This window comes from Micromonospora sp. NPDC051006 (assembly GCF_044456245.1).
GTDB lineage: Bacteria > Actinomycetota > Actinomycetes > Mycobacteriales > Micromonosporaceae > Micromonospora.
This window is the reverse complement of sequence record NZ_JBITFP010000009.1, coordinates 87,258-106,648: the sequence shown is the minus strand read 5'-3', so window position 1 is coordinate 106,648 and position 19,391 is coordinate 87,258. Positions and strand designations below refer to the sequence as shown.

The following is a 19,391-nucleotide window of genomic DNA, read 5'->3' as shown; positions in this document are numbered from 1 at the left end:
CGGGGCGGCCCGGGATACTGGGCGGGTGGGACGGAAGCGGGCCGCCGACCGGGTGGCCGAGCAGGTGGAGACCGGGCGGGCCGAGCTGGTGCCGGACCGGGACCGGCCGGGCTCGTGGACCCTGCTGCTGGACGGCGCGCCGCAGTCGCACGTCGACCTGACCGACCCGACCCACCTGGAGTTCGAGTACGTCCGGCGGCTGGCCGCCGCGGTCGACCTGATCGCCCCGGCCGGCGCCCCCCTGCGGGTGCTGCACCTCGGCGGAGGCGCGCTCACCCTGCCCCGGTACGTCTCGGCCACCCGACCCGGCTCTACCCAGCGGGTGGCCGAGGTGGACGGCGCGCTGGTCGAGCTGGTCCGCCGGGTGCTGCCCTGGCCGGCCGACCCCCGGCTGCGGGTACGGGTGGCCGACGCGCGCGCCGTGCTGACCGGCAGCCGGGACGCCAGCTACGACGTGGTGGTCGCCGACGTCTTCGCCGGTGCCCGCACCCCGGCGCACCTGACCTCGGTCGAGTACGCCGCCGAGGTGGCCCGGGTGCTCCACCCCACCGGCTGGTACCTGGCCAACCTGGCGGACGGCCCACCGCTGCGGCACGCCCGCGGCCAGGTCGCCACGGTCCGTTCGGTGCTCCCCCGTGCCGCCATGGTCGGCGACGCCGCGGTGCTGCGCGGACGCCGGTACGGCAACCTGGTGCTGCTGGCCGGCCGGGTCGAGCCGCCGGTGCCGGAGCTAACCCGGCGGGCCGCCGGTGACTGGTTCCCCGGGCGGGTGGTCGCGGGGGCGGACCTGGACCGGTTCGCCGGCGGCGCGAGCATCGTCCGGGACGCGGACGCCACCGGCTCCGCCCCGCCGCCACCGGGCCTCTTCTCCACCGGCCACTGACCACCACCGACCGACCGCCTGCTCGGCCGGCCACCGAGCGGCGGCGGCCTCCCGCCGCGCCGGCCGCCGAAATTTCTTCGCTCGTTGTTGATCCGCTCGCGCCGACGGTGCGTACCACCGGGCGGCCCGCCTGGGTGGGCCGTTGGGGTCACAGGACAACCCGGAGGTCTGCATGCATGCGGTGGCGGCCGGTTGGCACGGCGATGTGGTGCGGGCGGACTGGATGTCCGCGCGATCCCAGTCGCGGCCAACTTCACGGGGGGTCGACGGCCGCCCGGCGCCTCGCCAGAATGGTCCGGTGACGCCGCGACCGGCGCCCGGACGCCACCAGGCGACGTCCACCGAGGCCAGCCACTCCGACCAGTTGGTCCGGCAGCTCTACGCCGAGCATGCCGGGCCACTGCTGATGTTCGTCATGCGGCTCACCGGGGGGGACCGGCAGCGCGCGGAGGACATCGTCCAGGAGACGCTGCTGCGGGCCTGGCGCAACGCCCACCGGCTGGGGACCCAGGGCCAGGGGTCGCTGCGGCCCTGGCTGGTCACCGTGGCTCGCCGGATCGCCATCGACGAGCACCGCAGCGAGCAGGCCCGACCGGCGGAGACGTACGACCGGGACCTGACCGCGTTCGCCCAGTCGGACAGCACCGACCAGGTACTACGCACGATGACCGTGGCCGACGCGCTACGTACGCTGAGCCAGTCGCACCGCGAGATCCTGATCGCGACGTACTTCCGGGGGCGGACCGTGCCCGAGGCGGCCGAGGAGCTGGGCCTCCCGCTCGGCACCGCCAAGTCGCGGGTCTACTACGCACTGCGCGCGCTGCGCACGGCTCTGCAGGAGCGGGGGGTGACGGAATGAGCCGGCCGGACCACATGGACGTCGCCGCGTACGCGCTCGGCGTGCTCGACGAGCAGGACACCGAGCGCTTCGAGGAGCACCTCGCCACCTGCTGGGCGTGCGCGGCCGAGCTGGAGACCATGGTGCCGGTGGTCGGGCTGCTCTCCGGCATCGACGGCGAGACGATGACCGCGCTGGAGCAGACGGCGACCGACCCGGGGCTGCTGGACCGCACACTGGTCGCGGTGCGCGCCGACCGGCGACGGACCCGGTTCCGGCAGCTGCTGGCCGCGGCGGCCGCGGTGGTGGTGCTGGGTGGTCTGACCGGGATCGGCTTCAGCAACGTGATCAGCGACGCGGGCCCGACCGACGTGGTCGCCGAGCCGACGCGCGACGCGCCGATCGATCAGCCGCCGACCGCCGCGCCCACCGCCCCGGCGACCGGGCCGGGAGTTGGCGGCAACGAGGAGGAGGGCGACCAGTTCGACGCCACCGACCCGACCACCGGCGTGCAGACCACGATGTTCCTGGCCACCAAGGACTACGGCACCAAAGTCAGCTTCATTCTTCGGAAACTGCCCGGCCCACGCGTCTGCCGGCTCGTGGTGGTACGCAAGAACGCCACCACCGAGGTGATTTCCACCTGGTCCGTCCCGGACGAGGGATACGGCACCAACGCTCGGTCGCAGGGGCTCGAACTGAGCGCGTCGACCTCCGCCCGGCTGGCCGACATCAAGCAGTTCCAGGTGGAGTCGGTGGACGCCAACGGGGTGGCGAGCCCGCTGGTCACGGTGAAGTTGACGTAGCGCTGCCCGTAGCATCGGCGCCGGTCATCGACAAAGACCGGCGCCGATGACTCGTTTCCCGATTGACAGCCTCCGAAAAGGGCCCACGCAGCGGACTGCGAAACGGTTCAACGAAATCTTATGAAATTGACCACTGTTAGTGGTTCAACCTTGACACCCTCCCTTCCGTACTCATGGGCGAACTGCCGAGAAACGAGGAGGGCACGTGGCACAGATGAAGCGGACGGTCATTGTCGTCGCGGGCGCGATGGTCGCCCTGACGGCCTGCGCTCCCGCGGGTTATGACCCAGCGAACCAGAGCGCGGCGGAGCCGGTCGCCGTCGCCGCGGCCGAGCCCACCGCGTCGGCCGAACCCGAGGCCTCCGCGGAGGCCCCCGTCGCCGACGCGCCGCCGGCCGACGTGGACCTCACCGAGAAGCTCGTCGGCAAGAGCGTGGCCCGGATGGGCAAGGTGGTGACCGACCAGGACGGCTGGGTCCTGTACCGGTTCGACAAGGACACCGCCGACCCGCCGTCGTCGAACTGCGTGGACAAGTGCGCCGAGGTGTGGCCGCCGGCGCTGACCGACGGTGATCCGCAGCTGAGCGGGGTCTCCGACGACAAGGTCGGCACGGTCACCCGCCAGGACGGCACCCGGCAGCTCACCCTCGCCGGCTGGCCGCTGTACCGCTACATCGGCGACAAGAAGCCCGGCCAGTGGAAGGGCCAGGGCGTCGGCGGCACCTGGTTCGTGGTCGCGCCGGACGGCAAGAAGAACCTGTCCTGCCTGCCGAAGGGCACCCCGAAGCCGGTCGCCCCGCCGTCGGACAGCGAGGCGGGCTCGGACGCGGGCAGCTCCGACTACTCGTACTGATCCCGCGAGACACGGTGGCCGGTCGTAGCCGGGGAGGGCGCGGCCGGCCATCGTCATGCCGGGATGCCGGACACACCGGGGCGGCCCGTGGGGCCCGCCCCGGTCGTCGCTCTGGCACAGTTGCGGGATGACCGGGACCGAGCCCACCGCGCGCCGGGTGCTGCACCCGCCCGCCGGCTACCGCCTCGCCGGCTCGGTCCGCGCCCTGACCTTCAGCCCGTACGACCCGTGTGCCCGGATCGCGGCCGGCACGTTCTGGTGGGCCACCCGCACTCCGGACGGCCCGGCCACGCTCACGCTGCGGCTGGTCGCGGGTGATCTGCTGGCCGAGGGGTACGGCCCGGGCGCCGACTGGGTGGTGGCGCAGGCCGACGCGGTGGCCGGGCTCCGCGACGACCTGTCCGGCTTCGCCGACCTCGCCGCGACGCACCCGCTGGTCGCCCGGCTGGCCCGCGAGCACCACGGTCTGCGGATGCCGGCCACCGGACTGGTCTTCCCCCGGGTGCTCCGGGCGGTCTTCGAGCAGAAGGTCACCGGCAAGGAGGCGTACCGCGCGTACGCCGCGACGGTGCGGCACTTCGCCGAGCCCGCACCGGGGCCCCTGCAGCCGCTGCTGCTCCCGCCGGAGCCGGCGGCGATCGCCGCCGCGCCCTACTGGGTCTTCCACCCGTTCGGGGTGGAGCAGCGCCGGGCCGACACGCTGCGCCGGGCCGCCGCCGTCGCGGACCGGCTGGAGCGCTGCGCGGACTCGGCCGAGGCGACCCGCCGGCTGACCGCCGTGCCGGGCATCGGCGTGTGGACCGCCGCCGAGGTGGTCCGGGTGGCGTACGGCGACGCGGACGCGGTCAGCGTCGGCGACTACCACGTCCCGAACACGGTGGCCTGGGCCCTCGCGGGCGAGCCGCGCGGCGACGACGCCCGGATGCTGGCGCTGCTGGAGCCGTTCCGGGGTCACCGCGGGCGGGTCTGCGTGCTGTTGGAGGCCGCCGGCATCCAGGCGCCGAAGTACGGCCCGCGCGCCCCGATCCGCTCCTTCGCCCGGTTCTGACCGGGCAGGATCAGCCGCCGGCGCAGAGCCGGCCTTCCCGCCCGTCGACCGCTCGGAATCAGGCTGCGGCGCAGAGCCGGCGCAGGGTCCGGCCGAGCCACCAGGCGTAGCCGTGCTGGAAGGCGCGGCCGAGCGGCCCGGCCGCCCGCATCAGCCACCCGGCGGGACGGCTGAACGCGATCACCTCGAACCAGATCCGGCCGGCGTCGTCGCGGCTGACCACGAACGCCTCCTCACCGCGCGCCGGGTGCCCCGGCAGCGTGCCGTACCCGAAGCCGGCCCGTTGCCCGTCGTCGGCGGCCCAGACCACCTCGCACGGGGCGGGCAGGCGCAGCGGACCGAGGCCCAGACCGGAGACGACCCGTACGCCGGGGGCCGCGCGGGGCGCGTCCGCCTCGATCCGGATCCCGGCCGCCCGGTGCAGCCGCCAGCCCAGCACCGCCGCGGCCGCGGCCGGAAAGCACCCGTCCGGCAGCCGGGTCCGGTGGCGCACGTGCCGCCAGCCGTTCGGCAGCGCACCGGTGCGGGTCGCCCCGACGTTCGGATAGGTCAGTGCCGGCATACCGGGTACCTCCGCGCTCGCCTGCCGGCCAGCGTACGGCCGCCGGGTCGCGCCCCGCGCGGGGTCAGGCGGCCGCCTCCCGCAGGTCGGCGAGGGTGAGCGGGGTACGACGGCGCAGCAGCTCCGCCAGCTCGGCGATCGAGCCGACCTCGCCGAGCACGTTCTTGCCGCCGCCGAAGTGTCGGGGATACCGGTGCACCAGCCGGTAGCGGTACCGGCCCCGGATCAACTCCACGCTGACCCGGTAGCGCCCGCAGCAGCCGCACGTCCACTCCGACACTCCGCGAAAGTAGCTCTGACCTGCGGTTTCCTGATTCGCCCGGCGGTGACGAGGCGGGACGGCGGCGGACACCGCGCCGCGCGCCGGGCGGTGATCTGCCTCACGGTTGTCGGTAGCGTCTGGTTGACTGGTCGCCGTGGAGCTGCCGATCAACCCGCCGGTCGAGCCGATGCTGGCCAAGAGCGTCCCGCGGATCCCCACCGCACCCGGGATGACCTACGAGCCGAAGTGGGACGGCTTCCGCTGCATCATCTTCCGCGACGGCGACGAGGTGGAGCTGTCCAGCCGCGGCGGCAAGATGATGACCCGCTACTTCCCTGAGGTCGTCGAGCAGGCCCGCCGGCAGCTGCCGGCGCGTTGTGCGGTCGACGGCGAGCTGATCGTGATCCGCCGCGACGGTCCGGGCGGGCAGCCGCGGCTCGACTTCGAGCTGCTGGGCCAGCGCATCCATCCGGCCGCGTCGCGGGTGAAGTTGCTGGCCGAGACCACCCCGGCCGACTTCGTCGCCTTCGACCTGCTCGCGATCGACGACGAGACGCTGATCGACCAGCCCTACCCGCAGCGCCGGGCCCGGCTCGAGGCGGCGCTGGCCGACGTCCGCCCGCCGATGCACGTCACCCAGGTCACCACCGACCCGGAGACCGCGCACCGCTGGTTCGACGTCTTCGAGGGCGCCGGCCTCGACGGCCTCATCGTCAAGCCGGCCGACCTGCCCTACGAGCCGGGCAAGCGGCTGATGTTCAAGGTCAAGCACGCCCGCACCGCCGACGTGGTGGTCGCCGGCTTCCGCTGGCACAAGTCCGGTCCGGTGGTCGGCTCGCTGCTGCTCGGCCTCTACGACACCGACGGCCTGCTGCACCACGTCGGGGTGAGCGCGTCGTTCAGCATGGCCCGCCGTGCGGAGCTGCTCGACGAGCTGGCCCCCTACCGGGACACCGGCGGGGAGCACCCGTGGGTGCACGGCGACCACGAGCGGGGCCAGCGCATCCCTGGCGGGGTGAGCCGGTGGACGGGCACCAAGAACCTCGAGTGGGAGCCGATCCGTCCCGAGCTGGTGCTCGAGGTCGGCTACGACGCGATGGAGGGCGACCGGTTCCGGCACACCGCCCAGTTCGTACGCTGGCGGCCCGACCGCGATCCCCGCTCCTGCGGCTACGACCAGCTCGACCGTCCGGTCCGGTTCGACGTCGACCAGGTGCTGCGCGGCGACCCGACGGCGACCGTGACGCCGGCCAGCGCCGGCCCCGCGTAGCCTGTCGGCGAGACGATCACGGAGGCCCACGTGTCCCGCACCGCCGACCGGATCCGCCGGGTCCGCCGCACCATCGCCGGCCTCGCCGTCGTGCTCCTGCTCACCGCCGGCTGCACGCTGCCCACCTTCGCGCCGCGCACCGAGCCCGACGGCGCGGCGGCCGCCCCGGGCACGGCGCCGACCTGGAAGGCCTGCCCGGAGGTCGCCAACGACCTCGTCGGGCGGGGCGCGCCAGACATGCGCTACGAGTGCGCCCGGATCGCGGTGCCGCGCAACTGGGGCGCCGGCACCGGCGCCACCACCGGCCCGGGCGCCGGCGAGACGTTCGAGATCGCCCTGCTGCGGGCCCGCTCGACGAAGCAGCGCGACCGGATCGGCTCGTTGGTGATCAACCCGGGGGGTCCCGGCGGGTCCGGCGTGGACACCGCCGTCTACCTCTCGTTCGGGCCGGCGTTCGGCGGGCTGCCCGCCGCCGTGACCGACCGGTTCGACATCGTCGGCTTCGACCCGCGCGGGGTGGCCCGGTCCAGCCCGGTGAAGTGCATCGCCGACGCCGACCTCGACGCCAGCTTCGGCTCCGACCCCGACCCACGCAGTCAGTCGACCTTCGACGAATTCGTCGCGCTCAACCGCCGCATCGGCCAGGGCTGCGGCGACCGCTACGGCGACCAGCTCCCGCTCTACGCCACCGAGCAGGCCGCCCGCGACATCGACGCGGTCCGCGCCGCGGTCGGCGACGACAAGCTCACCTACCTCGGCTACTCCTACGGCACCCTGCTCGGCGCCACCTACGCCCAGCTCTACCCCCAGCGCGTCCGGGCGTTGGTGCTCGACGGCGCGGTCGACCCGCGGCAGGGGCTGGTGGCCGGCTCGGAGAGCCAGGCCAAGGGCTTCGAGCGGGCATTCGGCAACTTCAGCCGCTGGTGCGCGGCGAACGCCGGGCGCTGCCCGATCGCCCCCGACGCCCGGGCCGCGGTGACCTCCGCGATCGACAAGGCCCGGGTCTCACCGGTCCGGGGCGCGAACGGGCGGGAGGCCACCTCGGGTTGGGTCTTCTACGCGATCATCTCCTCGCTCTACACGGAGACCGGTTGGCAGGAGCTGGCCCGCGCGATCGACCGGCTCGAGGGCGGCGACCCGGCGGAGGTGTTCCGGCTCGCCGACGCGTACGCCGGGCGCGAGGACGACGGTCGTTACTCCAACCTGTTCGACGCCAACCTCGCGGTGAACTGCGCGGACGAGGACGAGAAGCCGAGCCTCGCGCGGATCCGCCAGCTGCAGTCCGAGTGGCGGGAGAAATATCCGCTCTTCGGGCCGGCCCTGGCGGTGGGGATGCTCAGCTGCGTCGAGTGGCCCGGCGGGCGCGACCCTTACCCGACCGGCGCGGCGGCCGGAGCGCCACCGATCGTGGTCGTCGGCACCACCGGCGACCCGGCCACCCCCTACGAGCAGACCGGGGCGCTCGCCTCGATGCTCGGCGTCGGCCGGGTGCTCACCTGGGAGGGTGAGGGGCACACCGCCTACCCGCAGACGGCGTGCATCACCAACGCGGTCGACGCCTACGTGATCGAGCTGACCGTTCCCAGACAGGGGCTGCGCTGCCCGGCCCGCTGACCGGCCGGTTGGCTGGCGGCTCCGGCGGCAGCTCGATGCCGTGCTTGCTGGCCAACTGCTCCAGCAGGGCGCGCATCCGGCGCACGTCGGCCTTGAGCTGCTCCTGCTCCTCGTGCTCGAAGGCGTCGTCGTCGACGATCAGCCGGCTGGCGAAGTGCGCGGTGATCAGCGGGATGACCAGCAGCACCATGGTCGAGATGAGCAGTGCGGCGAGGGTGCGTCCCTGCCAGGTGGTCGGTGAGATGTCGCCGTAGCCGACGGTGGAGGCGGTGACCACCGCCCACCAGACCGCGTCGGCCGGGCTGCGCGCCTCCACCTCGCCGTAGATCACCCCGGCCACCACGATCATCAGCAGGTACGAGCCGATCAGCGTCCGAGGGGAGTTGGCGAACCAGACCAGCGCCCGGTAGACCCACCGGAACGGCAGCAGCAGGACGTCCATGCCGGTCATGCTGCCCGCTCAGGTCAACCGGCGTGTGCCCATCGACCCTGACCGCTGTGCCAGGCTCAGCGGATGGCTGACGTGATCTTCCGGGAGGCCGTCCGGGCCGACCTGCCCGCCGTGCTCGCCCTGCTCGCCGACGACGTGCTCGGCAGGACCCGCGACGTCACCGAGATCGACGCCCCGTACGAGCGGGCGTTCGCGGACGTCACCGCCGATCCGCGCAACCACCTGATCGTGACCGAGGCGGACGGTGAGCTGGTCGGCTGCCTGCAGATCACCTACATCCCCGGCCTCGGTCGGCACGGCGCCGAGCGGTCACTGATCGAGTCGGTCCGGGTCCGCTCCGACCTGCGCGGGGCCGGGCTCGGCCGGCAGATGATGACCTGGGCCATCGACCAGGCCCGGCAGCGCGGCTGCGGCCTGGTCCAGCTCACCACCGACAAGTCCCGCCACGACGCGCACCGCTTCTACCTGAGCCTCGGCTTCGTCGCCAGCCACGAAGGCATGAAGCTCCCGCTCTGACTGACCCGCGTCGATCATGCAGTTGTGGTGCCGCGCACAAGCCGCGAAACGGTGTGCACCGCCCACCACAACTGCATGATCGACGATGGAAGCGGTCAGGCGTCGACCAGGCGGCCGTCGCGGAGGGTGAGAGTGCGGTCGGCCAGCTCGATCAGGGCTGGGTCGTGCGTGGCGACCAGGACGGTCGTGCCCCGGGCGCGTACCACCGCCCGGAGCAGGTCCATGATCGACCGGCCGGTCTCCGAGTCGAGCTGACCGGTCGGCTCGTCAGCGATGAGCAGGTCCGGCTCGTTGGCCAGGGCCCGGGCCACGGCCACCCGCTGCTGCTGCCCGCCGGAGAGCTCGTACGGCCGCTGCGCCGCGTGCCGGCCCAGCCCGACCAGTTCGAGCAGCATCGCCACCCGCTCCTCCCGCTCCGCCGCCGGCACCCGGGCCAGCCGCAGCGGCACCCCGACGTTCTCCGCGGCGGAGAGGATCGGCACCAGGCCGAAGGTCTGGAAAATGAAACCGACGGTGCCACGGCGCAGCTCGAGCAGCTCCTGCTCGCCCGCGTCGGTCAGATCGTGCCCGGCCACCACCACCCGGCCGCTGTCCGGCCGGTCCAGCCCGCCGACCAGGTTCAGCAGGGTGGTCTTGCCCGCGCCCGAGCGGCCCCGGACGGCGAGCAGCTCGCCCCGCCGGGCGACGAACGACACGTCCCGCACCGCGTGCACGGCGCGCTCGCCCCGGCCGAAGGTCCGGTTCAGCCCCTCGACCCGGAGCACCTCGTCGTGGTGCCCGGCCTCGCCGACGAAACCGGTCGACGGCCCTGCCGCCCCGGTCGTCGCCGTGCCGATCCCGGCGTGGGCCTGCCCGGTCGCCGCCACGTTCCGTGCGCTCATGCCGGCACCTCCCTTCGGTCGGCGCCGGCGAGAGGCTCGACCGCACTGCGCCTGATTATTCGCTCGCTACGCACGCTCATGCTTCCGTCTCCCGTTCGGCGCGGGCCTGGTCACCGGGCCGCACCTCGACGTGGTCCGGCTCCAGGTTGAGCCGAACCCGGTCCCGCATCGCCAGCGCCTCGACGAAGGCGGCCGGCAGCTGCATCCGTCCGGTCCGGTCGAGCACCGCGTATTCCTCGCTGACCAGCTCGGTGTTGCCGTCCGCGCCGATCCGCGCGGTCCGGCGTACCTCCGAGGCGGTCCGGCCGTCGCGGATCGCGACGGTCCGCCGGACCTGGCCGGCCACCGCCTGGTCGTGGGTGACCACGACGATGGTGACGCCCAGTTCGGCGTTGATGGTGCGCAGCGCGGTGAAGACCTCCGCGCCGGTGGCCTCGTCCAGCTCGCCGGTCGGCTCGTCGGCGAAGAGCACCTCCGGGTCGTTGGCGACCGCGACCGCCACCGCGCAGCGCTGCTGCTCGCCGCCGCTGAGCTGCCCCGGCCGCCGGTCGGCGCAGTAGCCCACCCCGACCATGTCGAGCAGCTCCCGGGCCCGCTGCCGCCGGGCCCGGCCACCGCGCCGGCCGGCCAGCTGCATCGGCAGCTCCACGTTCTCCAACGCGGTCAGGTACGGCAGCAGGTTGCGACCGGTCTGCTGCCAGACGAAGCCGACCTTCTGCCGCCGGTAGCTCAGCCGCCGGCGGGCGGAGAGGTTCAGCAGGTCGTACTCGGCCACCCGGGCGATGCCGGCGGTCGGGGTGTCCAGCCCGGAGAGGATGTTGAGCAGGGTGGACTTGCCGGAGCCGGAGGCGCCGACGATCGCCACGAGCTCGCCCCGGTCGATGACCAGGTCGAGTCCCTGCAGGGCGACCACCTCCACCCCCTCGGTCTTGAAGATGCGGACCAGCCCGTCACAGACGATGTGGCCGCGCAGCCGGTCCCGGCCGCCGGCCCGCTCGGCCGCGCGCTGCGCGGCCCGCTGTTGCAGGGCCGCCAGGTCCGGTACGGCTGTTGTCTCGGCGGTAGCGGTCAACTCAGGTCTCCTCTCCGAGCCGGAGCACCTCACCGAGGCGCAGCCGGCGGTTGTTCAGGGCTTCGACGGCGATCGCGAAGCCGAGGGCGACGGCCCCGAGCACGACCACCGCGGCCACCAGACCAGGCTCGAACGCCACCCGGACCGGGATGCCGCTGGTGAAGGCGGACAGGCCGAGCAGCGGGGTGAGCAGCAGCGGGAGCAGCGCACCCACCACCGCGCCGGTGAGCACCGCGACACCGACCAGCGGGGCCAACTCGACCAGCAGCAGGCCCCGCCACTGCCGGCGGGACAGGCCGAGGGTACGCAGCCGGGACAGCACCTGCCCGCGTGCTCGCGCCCCGGCCAGCACGGTGAACGCGATGGCGAGCAGGCCGAGCACGGTTCCGCCGGCCGCCCCGGCGACGAAGGCGAAGACCAGCAGACCGTTCACGCCGCCACCGCCCACCTGCCGCCGCGCCTGCTCCCAGGTGAGCACCTCCACGCCGAGCGGCCGCTCGCCGCCGGTGACGGTCCCGCTGTTCTGGAACCGGGACTGGCCCTCGTCGCCGACCCGCCGCAGCGTCTCGGTGTCGAGGTCGTCGCCGGCGACCAGGAAGCCGGTCGGCGCCGGGGCGTTGCTCCGCTCGGGCAGCGCCTGCCAGGGCAGGATGACGAAGCGATTGGTCTCCGGTCCGAGCAGCGGGAAGTCCGCCACCGTTTCGGCCACCCGGAACTCGTATCGCAGACTCTGTATGCCGATGAAGGCGGAGCCGTCCAGCCCCTCGTGAGCCAGGTCGGCGGCGAGCGCCGGAGAGACCAGCGCGGGCACCGGGCCGCCCGGACCGCGCGGGGTCAGCAGCGCCTCGGGCACCGACACATCGGTGCCGCTCTGCCGGGCCAGCCGCTGCAGCGCCGGACCGTCGACCAGCAGCACGGTGGCCACGCCGAGCTGAGCGTCCGTACCGCTCGCGTCGGTCAGCAGGCGCTGTCCCGGCTGGTAGGCGACCGCCGCTGCGGCGCTCACTCCGGGCAGCTCCTCCAGTCGGGCGCCGGTGTCCGCGGCGAGCCGGTCGCCTTGGATCAGGGCGTCCGCGGGCACCGACCGGGTCGCGGCCCGGTCCCGGCTCGTCTCGACGCCGGCCGCCACCACCGCGCAGAACGCCGCGGTGGCGATCGCCAGGACGACCACGACCAGTGGGGTGGCCGCGACCGACCGGCCCGCCCGGGCGGTGCCGAGGAAGGCGACGCTGCCGCGGGTCCGGGCGGCGAGCCGACTGGCCAGCCGCAGCGGCCACGGGTACGCGCGCAGCGCCACCACCGCCGCAGCGACCGCCAGCAGCACCGGCACCGAGAGCAGCAGCGGATCGAGTTCGCCGAGCGTGAGACCCCGGCGGCGCAACAGGACGACGGCCAGTCCGGCCAGCAGGAGCAGGCACACCTCCACCAGCACCCGGCGCGCGGTGGGGCGGAGCCGGATCAGGTCGCTCCGCCCGGTGGCCCCGGTCCCGACGACCAGGGCGGCCACCGGCAGGGCCGACGTGAGCAGCACTGTCGCGGCCACCGCGACCGGCAGGGTGTTGCCGGACGGGCCCGGGACCAACCCGCCGAGCAGCCACCCGATCGCGGCGGCGGGCAGGACGACCAGCAGCGACTCGGCCAGGCTCCGGCGCACACCGGCGGCGGCCGCCCCGCCGCGGGCTCGCAGCAGGACGAACTCGTGGCGTCGGCGGCGCACGGCCAGCGTGGCGGCGAGCACGACCAGCCCGGCCAGGGTCGCCAGGACCCCGACCCCGACGACCGCGAGGATGGTACGGGCGGAGGCGAGCGCGGCGGCGAACGCCCGCAGCGGCACGTCCACGCCCTGCACCAGGCTCTGCCTCTCCGGGGCGGTCCGGGACATCTCCCCGATGCCGTCGATCAGCTGGTCCAGTCGACGCGCGTCCAGACCGTCCACTCCCAGCCGGTAGCGCCAGCTGAACCGGGTCGGCCACCCGGCGGCGGCCTGCTGGTCCAGCGCGGCCGGGTGGACGACCCCGACGGCGTCGAACGGCTCGCCGTCGCCCCTCGGCTCGGTGACCCGCAGCGTCTGCGGCAGGGTGTCCCAGATGCCGGCGGCGCGGTCATGGGGCTGGAACACGCCCACCACCGTGATCGCGGTGGGCGGGCCGCCGGCCAGTCGTTGCAGGGAGGCCAGGCGCAGTCGGCTGCCGACCCGCAGGTTGAGCTTGCGGGCGACGTCGTCGGCCAGCGCCATCTGCAGCGGCTGCCCGGCCGCCCCACTCTGCGGCCACCGACCGTCGACGAGCGTGCCGGACTCCTCGACCCCCGGCATCGCCCGCGGGACCAGGTCGACCAGGAGCTTCTGGGCCGCCAGGTCCGGGCCGGTCAACCGGCCGGGCTCGCCGTCGGCGACGAACCACCGTTGGTCGACGAGGTCCCCCACGATCGGCGGCATCTGGGACTGCAGTGTGGCGAGTTCCCGCTGCTGAGCCTCGATGAGGGAGGTGCCGTTGTTCGCCGCGGTGAGAGGTTCGGTGGAGTAGGTCAGGTCACGCTGCGCCGGCGGCGCGGCGGCCAACTGTTCACGTAGGCCCTGCTCGGCGAGCCGGTTCACCGCCCGGGGCACGCCGCTGATCAGCAGCGTGACGACTGCCGTCAGCGCCGCCAGGAGCAGGAACTGCCCGCCGTACGCCCGGACCCGGCGGGCGACCGCGCCGATGCTCATCGCGCCACCCCCGCGCGTCCGGTCCGTCCGCTGCACCCGGTCACCGATCTCCCCCGATCCGAAGCTGTGCCGCCGCCACCCGGTGCCGGATGCCGACTGCGATGAACGCGCTGCAGGCGAGCGCCGCCAGCAGCAGGCCGAGGGCGGTCAGCCCGATCGGCGTCCAGGGCAGCGTGAAGGCCGCCTCGGGCACGGGCCGGCCGGCGGCCGGCGTGAGGATGACCAGCGGCGCCATGGTCGCGCCCACCCCCGCACCCAGCAGCAGCCCGACGCCGACCCCGATCCCGGCCAGGAAGGTCTGCTCGGCCAGCAGCGCCCGGGCCAGCAGCCGCGGGGTCGCGCCGAGCGTGTGCAGCACGGCGAACTCGGACAGCCGGTGCCGGGCGGTGGCCCACACGTCCACCATCAGCCCGACCAGGGCCAGCAGCACCGACCCGAGCGCGGCGGCGAGCAGCGCGGTCCGCGCCCCCCGCCAGTACGGGTCCCGGGCGGACGCCTCGGCCACCTCGTGCCGGTCGATGACGGTCGTCTGCGGCAGCTCGGCCACGGCGCGCAGCGCTGCGGCGTGCCCGCCGTCGTCGGTGCCCAGCCACCACTCCGGCACCGGCCGGACGGTGCCCTCGGCCCGGATCAGCCAGTCCACCGCGGCGGGCAGGTCGAGCAGGATGCCGTTGCCGGCGGTGGTCGGCACCGATTTGATCTCCCCGACGAGCTTCACCGGCACCGACGCGCCGGAGAGGGCGAGGTTGACGGTGTCTCCGGTGCGCAGGCTCAGCGCGTCGCGGACCGCCGGGGTCATCAGCGCCGGCACCGGCGGGCTCTCGCCGGTGGGCACGACGGCGAACCGGGACGGCGGCTGGAACGCGAACCGCCCGCCCGCCATCAGGTTGACCTCGTACTCGGCGCTCAGCCCGGTGGGCGTGGCGGACAGCTTCGTGACGCTACGGGGGTCACCGTCGGTCGCCGTCCACCCGTCACCGAGCTGGAGCGGCTGTGCCGCGCCGTCGGCGCCGACCCGCCGCAGGTCGCTCACGTCGAGCCGGTACGCGGTGCCGGCCGCGACGCCGCCGTCCGCCTCGAACCCGGCCAGCCGCAGCTCGCCACCGACCTCGGGCAGCGTGACCCGGAACGGGACGGCCCGACCGCTGCCCGGGGCGGTGACCACCGGCAGTCGGAAGGCCAGGCCGTCCGCCCGGGTCAACAGCATCGAGACGGCGATCTGCTGCGGCTGCACCGCGTCCCGCACGGGGGTACGCACGGTGCCGGTCAACATCCGGGTGTCGGCCGGCAGTTCGACCCCGGAGAGGGCGCCGCGCTCTCGGGCCAGCCGCTGGTACAGCGCCGACACCGGCTCGTCGGCCAGCCGATCGCTGAGCGGCACCAGCCCGGCCGCGTTCGCGGTGTCCAAACTGACCACCGTCGTGGACAGGCTGTCGCGGCCGAGGCGGATCTCGTCGCGCCAGGCCGGCAGCACCTGCTGCACGCCGGGCAGCGCGGCCAGCTCGCCGGCCCGGCCGAGCGGCGCGACCCCGGCGCGTTCGGTCAGCCGCAGGTCGGCGCCGACGCTGTGGCTGGCCTGCTCGACCTGGGACCGTTCCCCGGTGCTCACCAGCGACCAGGCGAGGGTGCTGCCGCCGACGGCGAGGGCGAGCAGCAGCACCGGCCCGGCGTGCGGGCGCCGGCCGGCCTGCCACATGCCGAACATGGTCGCCGTCCAGAGCCGACGGTTGACGAACCGCTCGGCGAAGCGGGTGGCCGGCGGGAGCAGCCGCAGCGCCACCGCCGCGCCGGCCAGCACGCCGAGCGTGGGCGCGGCGACGAGCAGCGGGTCGAGGCCGAGGCGTTCCCCCGCGCCGGCCAGCGGTGAGTCGTACTGGCGCAGCTGCACCCAGGCCAGCACCGCGAGCGCGACCAGCGCCAGATCGAAGCTGGCCCGCTGGACGACTGCCGCGCGGTTGGGCCGGGACCGGGCCGCCATGTCGGCCACGTAGGTTCCCGCCCCGCGGAGGGTGGGTGCGACCATCGCGACCAGGCAGCCCGCCGCGGTGGCCACGGCCACCGCCCAGAGCAGGGTCGGGTCACCACCGGCGAGGGTCAGATTTGCGGTCGATCCGGCGTCGACGTGCCGCAGCGCCTCGCCGGCCAGCAGCGGCCCGAGCAGGGCGGCCGGCAGCACGACCAGGGTGGCCTCCCGGGCGGTGAGTCCGGCCAACTGCCGGCGCGCCGCGCCCCGGGCCCGCAGCAGCGCGGTCTGGCTGCGCCGGTCCTCGTGCAGCAGCGCCGCGACCAGCACCAGGGCGTACCCGCCGAGCACCACGATCAGCAGCAGCGGGGTGGCCAGGGACGAGCGTCCCACCAGGTCGGCCCGGGCGGTCCGGTCGAACAGCCGGTTCATCGCCGTGACCGCCTGCGCCGAGGAGCCCAGACCGGCCGCGTCGGGCACGTCGGCGATCGCAGTGTTGACCGTCGCCCAGAGGTTGGGCAGCCGGTCGGCCGGCACGGCCGTGAGGTCCGGCTCGACGACCCAGGCCGCGGAGACCGAACCTGGGAAGGTCGCGGCGAAGTCGGCCGGGTCCAGCACGAACGGTCCGTACGACGTGGTGGACTCGGCGGCGCTGCCGGCGCCCACGCCGGGTGCCAGCCGCCAGTACGGGTCGGCGGCGTCGCCCGGCCGCCAGGTGCCGGCGAGCAGCAGTTCGCTGGGCCGACCAGAGCGGCGGTCGAGCATCGGCACCCGGTCGCCGGCGGTCAGCCCGAGCGCGCCGGCGACCTTCTCCGGCAGGGTGACCTGCAGCGGGGTCGCCTTCGGGTTGGGCCAGGCGCCGGCGGTCAGCTCGGCGTGCGCCGGCAGGTCGTCCAGGGTGGCCAGGTTCGCGAAGATGGGGTCGTCACCGCTGCGGCTCACGGAGCCCAGCGAGCCGGTGAGTTCCCGGCCGCTGCCGTAGCGGGCGCCGTCCACGGCGACCGGCGCTCCGCCGAAGCTGGCGGTGAAGCCGTCCCGGACGGTCCGGTCACGACGGGCGAACTCGGCCGCGTCCGGGCCGCCGGAGCCGCTCACCAGCAGGCTGCGCTCCTCGACCGGGGCGCCGGCGAGCAACGCCTTCTGGCCGGCCGCCACCGAGCGGCGGCTGTAGTCGGCGAGACCGGTGACCAACGCGACCGCGACCAACGCGGCTACCACTGCCGCTGCCAGCAACCCCCGTGCCTCGCGGGCCCGCCTCCACACCAGCTTCATCCGACGCCCTCCCCTGGCCCCGGTCGGGCCGACGATCAGGGAGAGCGGTCACGCGCCCGGAAAGGTTCGCGCCCGTTACTTGATCGTTATTCCGGTGTGGAGCCGGCGGACAGCCGTGCGTGACCGGCGTCACCGGCCGCGCGGCGTCGGCGCTGCGGTCGGCCGCCCGGCCGGAAACCGGCAGCCCGCCTGGTCAGCGGGCGGGGTGTCAGCGGGGGCGGTCGCGGTCCCGGGAGGGCTGGACTCGCTTCGGCTCGCCGGGCATCTTGGGGTGATCCGGTGGGTAGGGCAGGTCGCCCTGGCCGGCGGCGGCATCGCGCTCGGCCCACTCGAGCAGCGGGGTGATGTCCCACGGGGTCTCATCGATGTCGGCGTGCGGGTCGCCCCGCTCGGCCAGCCGGCCGGGGACGCTGGCCAGGTCGAAGTCGTCCGGGTCGACGTCGGGCAGCTCGTCCCAGCTGACCGGGGTGGAGACGGTGGCCCGGGCGTTGGCCCGCAGCGAGTAGGCGCAGGCGATGGTCCGGTCGCGGGCCATCTGGTTGTAGTCGACGAAGACCCGGCTGCCGCGCTCCTCCTTCCACCAAGCGGTGGTGACCAGCTCGGGCCGACGCCGTTCGAGCTCGCGGGCCAGCGCGATGGTGGCCCGGCGTACCTCGACGAACGTCCAGCGGGGGTGGATGCGCAGGTAGACGTGCATGCCACGACCGCCGGAGGTCTTCGGCCAGCCGGTGGCGCCCAGCTCGTCGAGCAGGGCACGCAGCTCACCGGCGGCCTGTGCCGCGTCGGCGAAGTCGGTGCCGGGCTGCGGGTCGAGGTCGATGCGCAGCTCGTCGGGGCGGTCGACGTCGGCCGCGCGGACCGGCCACGGGTGGAACACGACGGTGCCCATCTGCGCGGCCCAGGCCACGTGCGCCAGGTCGGCCGGGCAGAGCTCGGCCGCCTTGCGGCCGCTGGGAAAGCTGATCTCGGCGGTCGCCAGCCACGGGGGCGTGCCCCGGGTGGGCACCCGCTTCTGGAAGAACATCTCGCCCTCGATGCCCTCGGGGAACCGCTGCAGGGTGGTGGGTCGCTCGCCCAGGGCGCGCATGATCCCGTCGCCCACGGCGAGGTAGTAGTGGAAGACGTCGGCCTTGGTGAAGCCCCGCTGCGGGAAGATCACCCGGTCCGGGCTGGTCAGCCGGACGGTGCGCCCGGCCACCTCGATCTCGGTGACGCTTGCCTTCGTGGTGCCGCCCATCTGGCGACCATATGCGACGGGTGCGACGTCGGGCGTACCGTTGGCGGGTGAGTCTTGACGACACTGAACTGCCCCGCACCGAGGAAGAGTGGCGGGTCCGGCTGACCCCGGAGGAGTTCCGGGTGCTGCGCGAGGCCGGCACCGAGCGCCCGTGGACCGGCGAGTACGTGGACACGAAGACGCCGGGGGTCTACCACTGCCGGGCCTGCGGGCTGGAGCTCTTCTCCAGCGACACCAAGTTCGACTCGCACTGCGGCTGGCCGAGCTTCGACGACGCCATCCCGGGGCGGGTCAAGGAGATCGAGGACCGCAGCCTCGGCATGGCCCGCACCGAGATCCGCTGCGCCCGGTGCGACAGCCACCTGGGGCACGTCTTCCACGGTGAGGGCTTCACCCCGAAGGACACCCGGCACTGCGTGAACTCGGTCTCCATCCGGCTGGAGCCGCGCTGACCACAGGGCTCCCCCGGCGGCCGTGCACCGACGTCGCCCGGCTGGCCCGCCGCCGCTGACCGCACCGAACCGCCCGTCGGCCCACGGCGGGCCGCCGGACAGCCGGCGGCGGTCACCCCCGCGCCGGTCAGCCGGCGGCGGGCGCCGCCATCAGCCGCACCTCGGCGCTGCGGGACTGCTCGATGCGCTGGGCCAGGTCGCGGATCCGGGGGTCGGTGCCGGCGGCCAGGTGCGCCCGGGCCAGGTCGGCCGCCGCCCGCTGGTGGGCGGTGAGCACCTCGCGCAGCACCCGGTCGACCTCGGCGCCGGTGGCCGTCCGCAGCCGGGCGAGCTCGTCGGCGGAGACACCGTGCCCGTCGTGCACGTGCCGCCCGGAGCCGGCCGGCGGGCTGGCGGCGGCGAGCCACGCGCGCATGGTGGCCAGTTCGTCCGCCTCGGTCGCGTCGATCGCGGCGACCAGGGTCCGCAGCTGCGCGTCGGTGAGCCGGTCACGGACCAGCCGGACGATCTCCAGGGTCTGCTCGGTGTGCGCCACCATCATGGTCAGGAAGAGCACGTCCAGGCCGCTCGGCGCGGTCGCGGCGGCGGACGGGGCGGACGTCGGTGGCGGCGACACCGCGGGCCGCGACGCCGGGCCCGCGGCGCAGCCGGCGGACAGCAGCAGGGGGACGAGCAGCGGCACCCAGCGGCGGGTCATGCCGTCC

At 74.7% G+C, this 19,391-nt stretch carries 18 protein-coding genes; 9 read left to right on the top strand and 9 right to left on the bottom strand.

Annotation, left to right across the window (positions count from 1 at the left end):
• The first annotated feature begins 25 nt into the window (after positions 1–25).
• The 5 genes from ACIBBA_RS16775 (at position 26) to ACIBBA_RS16755 (ending at position 4,428) form a co-directional block, all read left to right on the top strand.
• The gene (locus ACIBBA_RS16775; protein ID WP_396698080.1) at positions 26–883 is read left to right on the top strand and encodes a spermidine synthase; all 858 of its coding nucleotides are present in this window, start codon (positions 26–28) and stop codon (positions 881–883) included.
• Positions 884–1,055: 172 nt separating this feature from the next.
• Positions 1,056–1,742 carry a sigma-70 family RNA polymerase sigma factor gene (locus tag ACIBBA_RS16770; protein ID WP_350875244.1) on the top strand — a complete coding sequence of 229 codons (687 nt, stop codon included), beginning with the start codon at positions 1,056–1,058 and terminating at the stop codon, positions 1,740–1,742.
• Positions 1,739–2,527, top strand: a complete 789-nt coding sequence (locus tag ACIBBA_RS16765; RefSeq protein ID WP_396698078.1) for an anti-sigma factor family protein — start codon at positions 1,739–1,741, stop codon at positions 2,525–2,527. Before ACIBBA_RS16770 ends, ACIBBA_RS16765 begins: the two co-directional genes overlap by 4 nt.
• Before the next feature lie 205 nt (positions 2,528–2,732).
• The gene (locus ACIBBA_RS16760; RefSeq protein WP_350875240.1) at positions 2,733–3,380 is read left to right on the top strand and encodes a hypothetical protein; all 648 of its coding nucleotides are present in this window, start codon (positions 2,733–2,735) and stop codon (positions 3,378–3,380) included.
• A gap of 127 nt (positions 3,381–3,507) precedes the next feature.
• Positions 3,508–4,428: a DNA-3-methyladenine glycosylase family protein gene (locus ACIBBA_RS16755; protein WP_396698076.1), complete on the top strand. Its 921-nt coding sequence runs from the start codon at positions 3,508–3,510 to the stop codon at positions 4,426–4,428.
• Positions 4,429–4,486: 58 nt separating this feature from the next.
• Here the strand turns inward: ACIBBA_RS16755 and ACIBBA_RS16750 are convergent, their stop codons facing one another.
• Positions 4,487–4,990: a DUF1990 family protein gene (locus ACIBBA_RS16750; RefSeq protein ID WP_396698073.1), complete on the bottom strand. Its 504-nt coding sequence runs from the start codon at positions 4,988–4,990 to the stop codon at positions 4,487–4,489.
• 64 nt (positions 4,991–5,054) lie between these two features.
• Positions 5,055–5,270, bottom strand: coding sequence for a hypothetical protein (locus tag ACIBBA_RS16745; protein WP_350875235.1), 216 nt, complete (start codon positions 5,268–5,270; stop codon positions 5,055–5,057).
• Positions 5,271–5,406: 136 nt separating this feature from the next.
• Here ACIBBA_RS16745 and ACIBBA_RS16740 point away from each other — a divergent pair, with 136 nt between their 5' ends.
• Entirely contained in the window at positions 5,407–6,522 is a 1,116-nt protein-coding gene (locus ACIBBA_RS16740) for an ATP-dependent DNA ligase (protein ID WP_396698070.1), read from the top strand.
• Positions 6,523–6,573: 51 nt separating this feature from the next.
• Entirely contained in the window at positions 6,574–8,136 is a 1,563-nt protein-coding gene (locus ACIBBA_RS16735; protein ID WP_396698258.1) for an alpha/beta hydrolase, read from the top strand.
• Here ACIBBA_RS16735 and ACIBBA_RS16730 read toward each other — a convergent pair.
• Positions 8,063–8,578, bottom strand: coding sequence for a potassium channel family protein (locus tag ACIBBA_RS16730; protein WP_396698067.1), 516 nt, complete (start codon positions 8,576–8,578; stop codon positions 8,063–8,065). The two genes, ACIBBA_RS16735 and ACIBBA_RS16730, sit on opposite strands and share 74 nt — an antisense overlap.
• Positions 8,579–8,650: 72 nt before the next feature.
• Here ACIBBA_RS16730 and ACIBBA_RS16725 point away from each other — a divergent pair, with 72 nt between their 5' ends.
• Positions 8,651–9,103, top strand: coding sequence for a GNAT family N-acetyltransferase (locus ACIBBA_RS16725; protein WP_396698065.1), 453 nt, complete (start codon positions 8,651–8,653; stop codon positions 9,101–9,103).
• Positions 9,104–9,198: 95 nt separating this feature from the next.
• Here the strand turns inward: ACIBBA_RS16725 and ACIBBA_RS16720 are convergent, their stop codons facing one another.
• From ACIBBA_RS16720 to ligD, 5 genes are all read right to left on the bottom strand, one after another.
• Positions 9,199–9,984, bottom strand: coding sequence for an ABC transporter ATP-binding protein (locus ACIBBA_RS16720; RefSeq protein ID WP_396698063.1), 786 nt, complete (start codon positions 9,982–9,984; stop codon positions 9,199–9,201).
• Between the two features lie 76 nt (positions 9,985–10,060).
• Positions 10,061–11,056: an ABC transporter ATP-binding protein gene (locus tag ACIBBA_RS16715; RefSeq protein WP_396698061.1), complete on the bottom strand. Its 996-nt coding sequence runs from the start codon at positions 11,054–11,056 to the stop codon at positions 10,061–10,063.
• 1 nt (position 11,057) lies between these two features.
• Positions 11,058–13,763, bottom strand: a complete 2,706-nt coding sequence (locus ACIBBA_RS16710) for an FtsX-like permease family protein (protein ID WP_396698059.1) — start codon at positions 13,761–13,763, stop codon at positions 11,058–11,060.
• 40 nt (positions 13,764–13,803) lie between these two features.
• Positions 13,804–16,998, bottom strand: a complete 3,195-nt coding sequence (locus ACIBBA_RS16705; RefSeq protein ID WP_396698058.1) for an FtsX-like permease family protein — start codon at positions 16,996–16,998, stop codon at positions 13,804–13,806.
• 208 nt (positions 16,999–17,206) lie between these two features.
• A complete protein-coding gene (gene ligD / locus ACIBBA_RS16700) occupies positions 17,207–18,235 on the bottom strand; it encodes a non-homologous end-joining DNA ligase (protein ID WP_396698056.1) in 1,029 nt (342 codons plus the stop codon).
• A gap of 47 nt (positions 18,236–18,282) precedes the next feature.
• Between ligD and msrB the strand changes: the two genes are divergently transcribed.
• Positions 18,283–18,687 carry a peptide-methionine (R)-S-oxide reductase MsrB gene (gene msrB / locus ACIBBA_RS16695; protein WP_350875217.1) on the top strand — a complete coding sequence of 135 codons (405 nt, stop codon included), beginning with the start codon at positions 18,283–18,285 and terminating at the stop codon, positions 18,685–18,687.
• A gap of 127 nt (positions 18,688–18,814) precedes the next feature.
• Here the strand turns inward: msrB and ACIBBA_RS16690 are convergent, their stop codons facing one another.
• On the bottom strand, positions 18,815–19,384 hold the full coding sequence (locus ACIBBA_RS16690) for a DUF305 domain-containing protein (RefSeq protein WP_396698054.1): 570 nt from the start codon (positions 19,382–19,384) through the stop codon (positions 18,815–18,817).
• Positions 19,385–19,391: the final 7 nt, after the last annotated feature.

Coding starts and splice junctions, on each gene's coding strand:
- ACIBBA_RS16770 (WP_350875244.1), top strand. CDS start 1,056: ATGCATGCGGTGGCGGCCGGTTGGCACGGCGATGTGGTGCGGGCGGAC.
- ACIBBA_RS16765 (WP_396698078.1), top strand. CDS start 1,739: ATGAGCCGGCCGGACCACATGGACGTCGCCGCGTACGCGCTCGGCGTG.
- ACIBBA_RS16755 (WP_396698076.1), top strand. CDS start 3,508: ATGACCGGGACCGAGCCCACCGCGCGCCGGGTGCTGCACCCGCCCGCC.
- ACIBBA_RS16750 (WP_396698073.1), bottom strand. CDS start 4,990: ATGCCGGCACTGACCTATCCGAACGTCGGGGCGACCCGCACCGGTGCG.
- ACIBBA_RS16730 (WP_396698067.1), bottom strand. CDS start 8,578: ATGGACGTCCTGCTGCTGCCGTTCCGGTGGGTCTACCGGGCGCTGGTC.
- ACIBBA_RS16725 (WP_396698065.1), top strand. CDS start 8,651: ATGGCTGACGTGATCTTCCGGGAGGCCGTCCGGGCCGACCTGCCCGCC.
- ACIBBA_RS16720 (WP_396698063.1), bottom strand. CDS start 9,984: ATGAGCGCACGGAACGTGGCGGCGACCGGGCAGGCCCACGCCGGGATC.
- ACIBBA_RS16710 (WP_396698059.1), bottom strand. CDS start 13,763: ATGAGCATCGGCGCGGTCGCCCGCCGGGTCCGGGCGTACGGCGGGCAG.
- ACIBBA_RS16705 (WP_396698058.1), bottom strand. CDS start 16,998: ATGAAGCTGGTGTGGAGGCGGGCCCGCGAGGCACGGGGGTTGCTGGCA.
- ligD (WP_396698056.1), bottom strand. CDS start 18,235: ATGGGCGGCACCACGAAGGCAAGCGTCACCGAGATCGAGGTGGCCGGG.
- ACIBBA_RS16690 (WP_396698054.1), bottom strand. CDS start 19,384: ATGACCCGCCGCTGGGTGCCGCTGCTCGTCCCCCTGCTGCTGTCCGCC.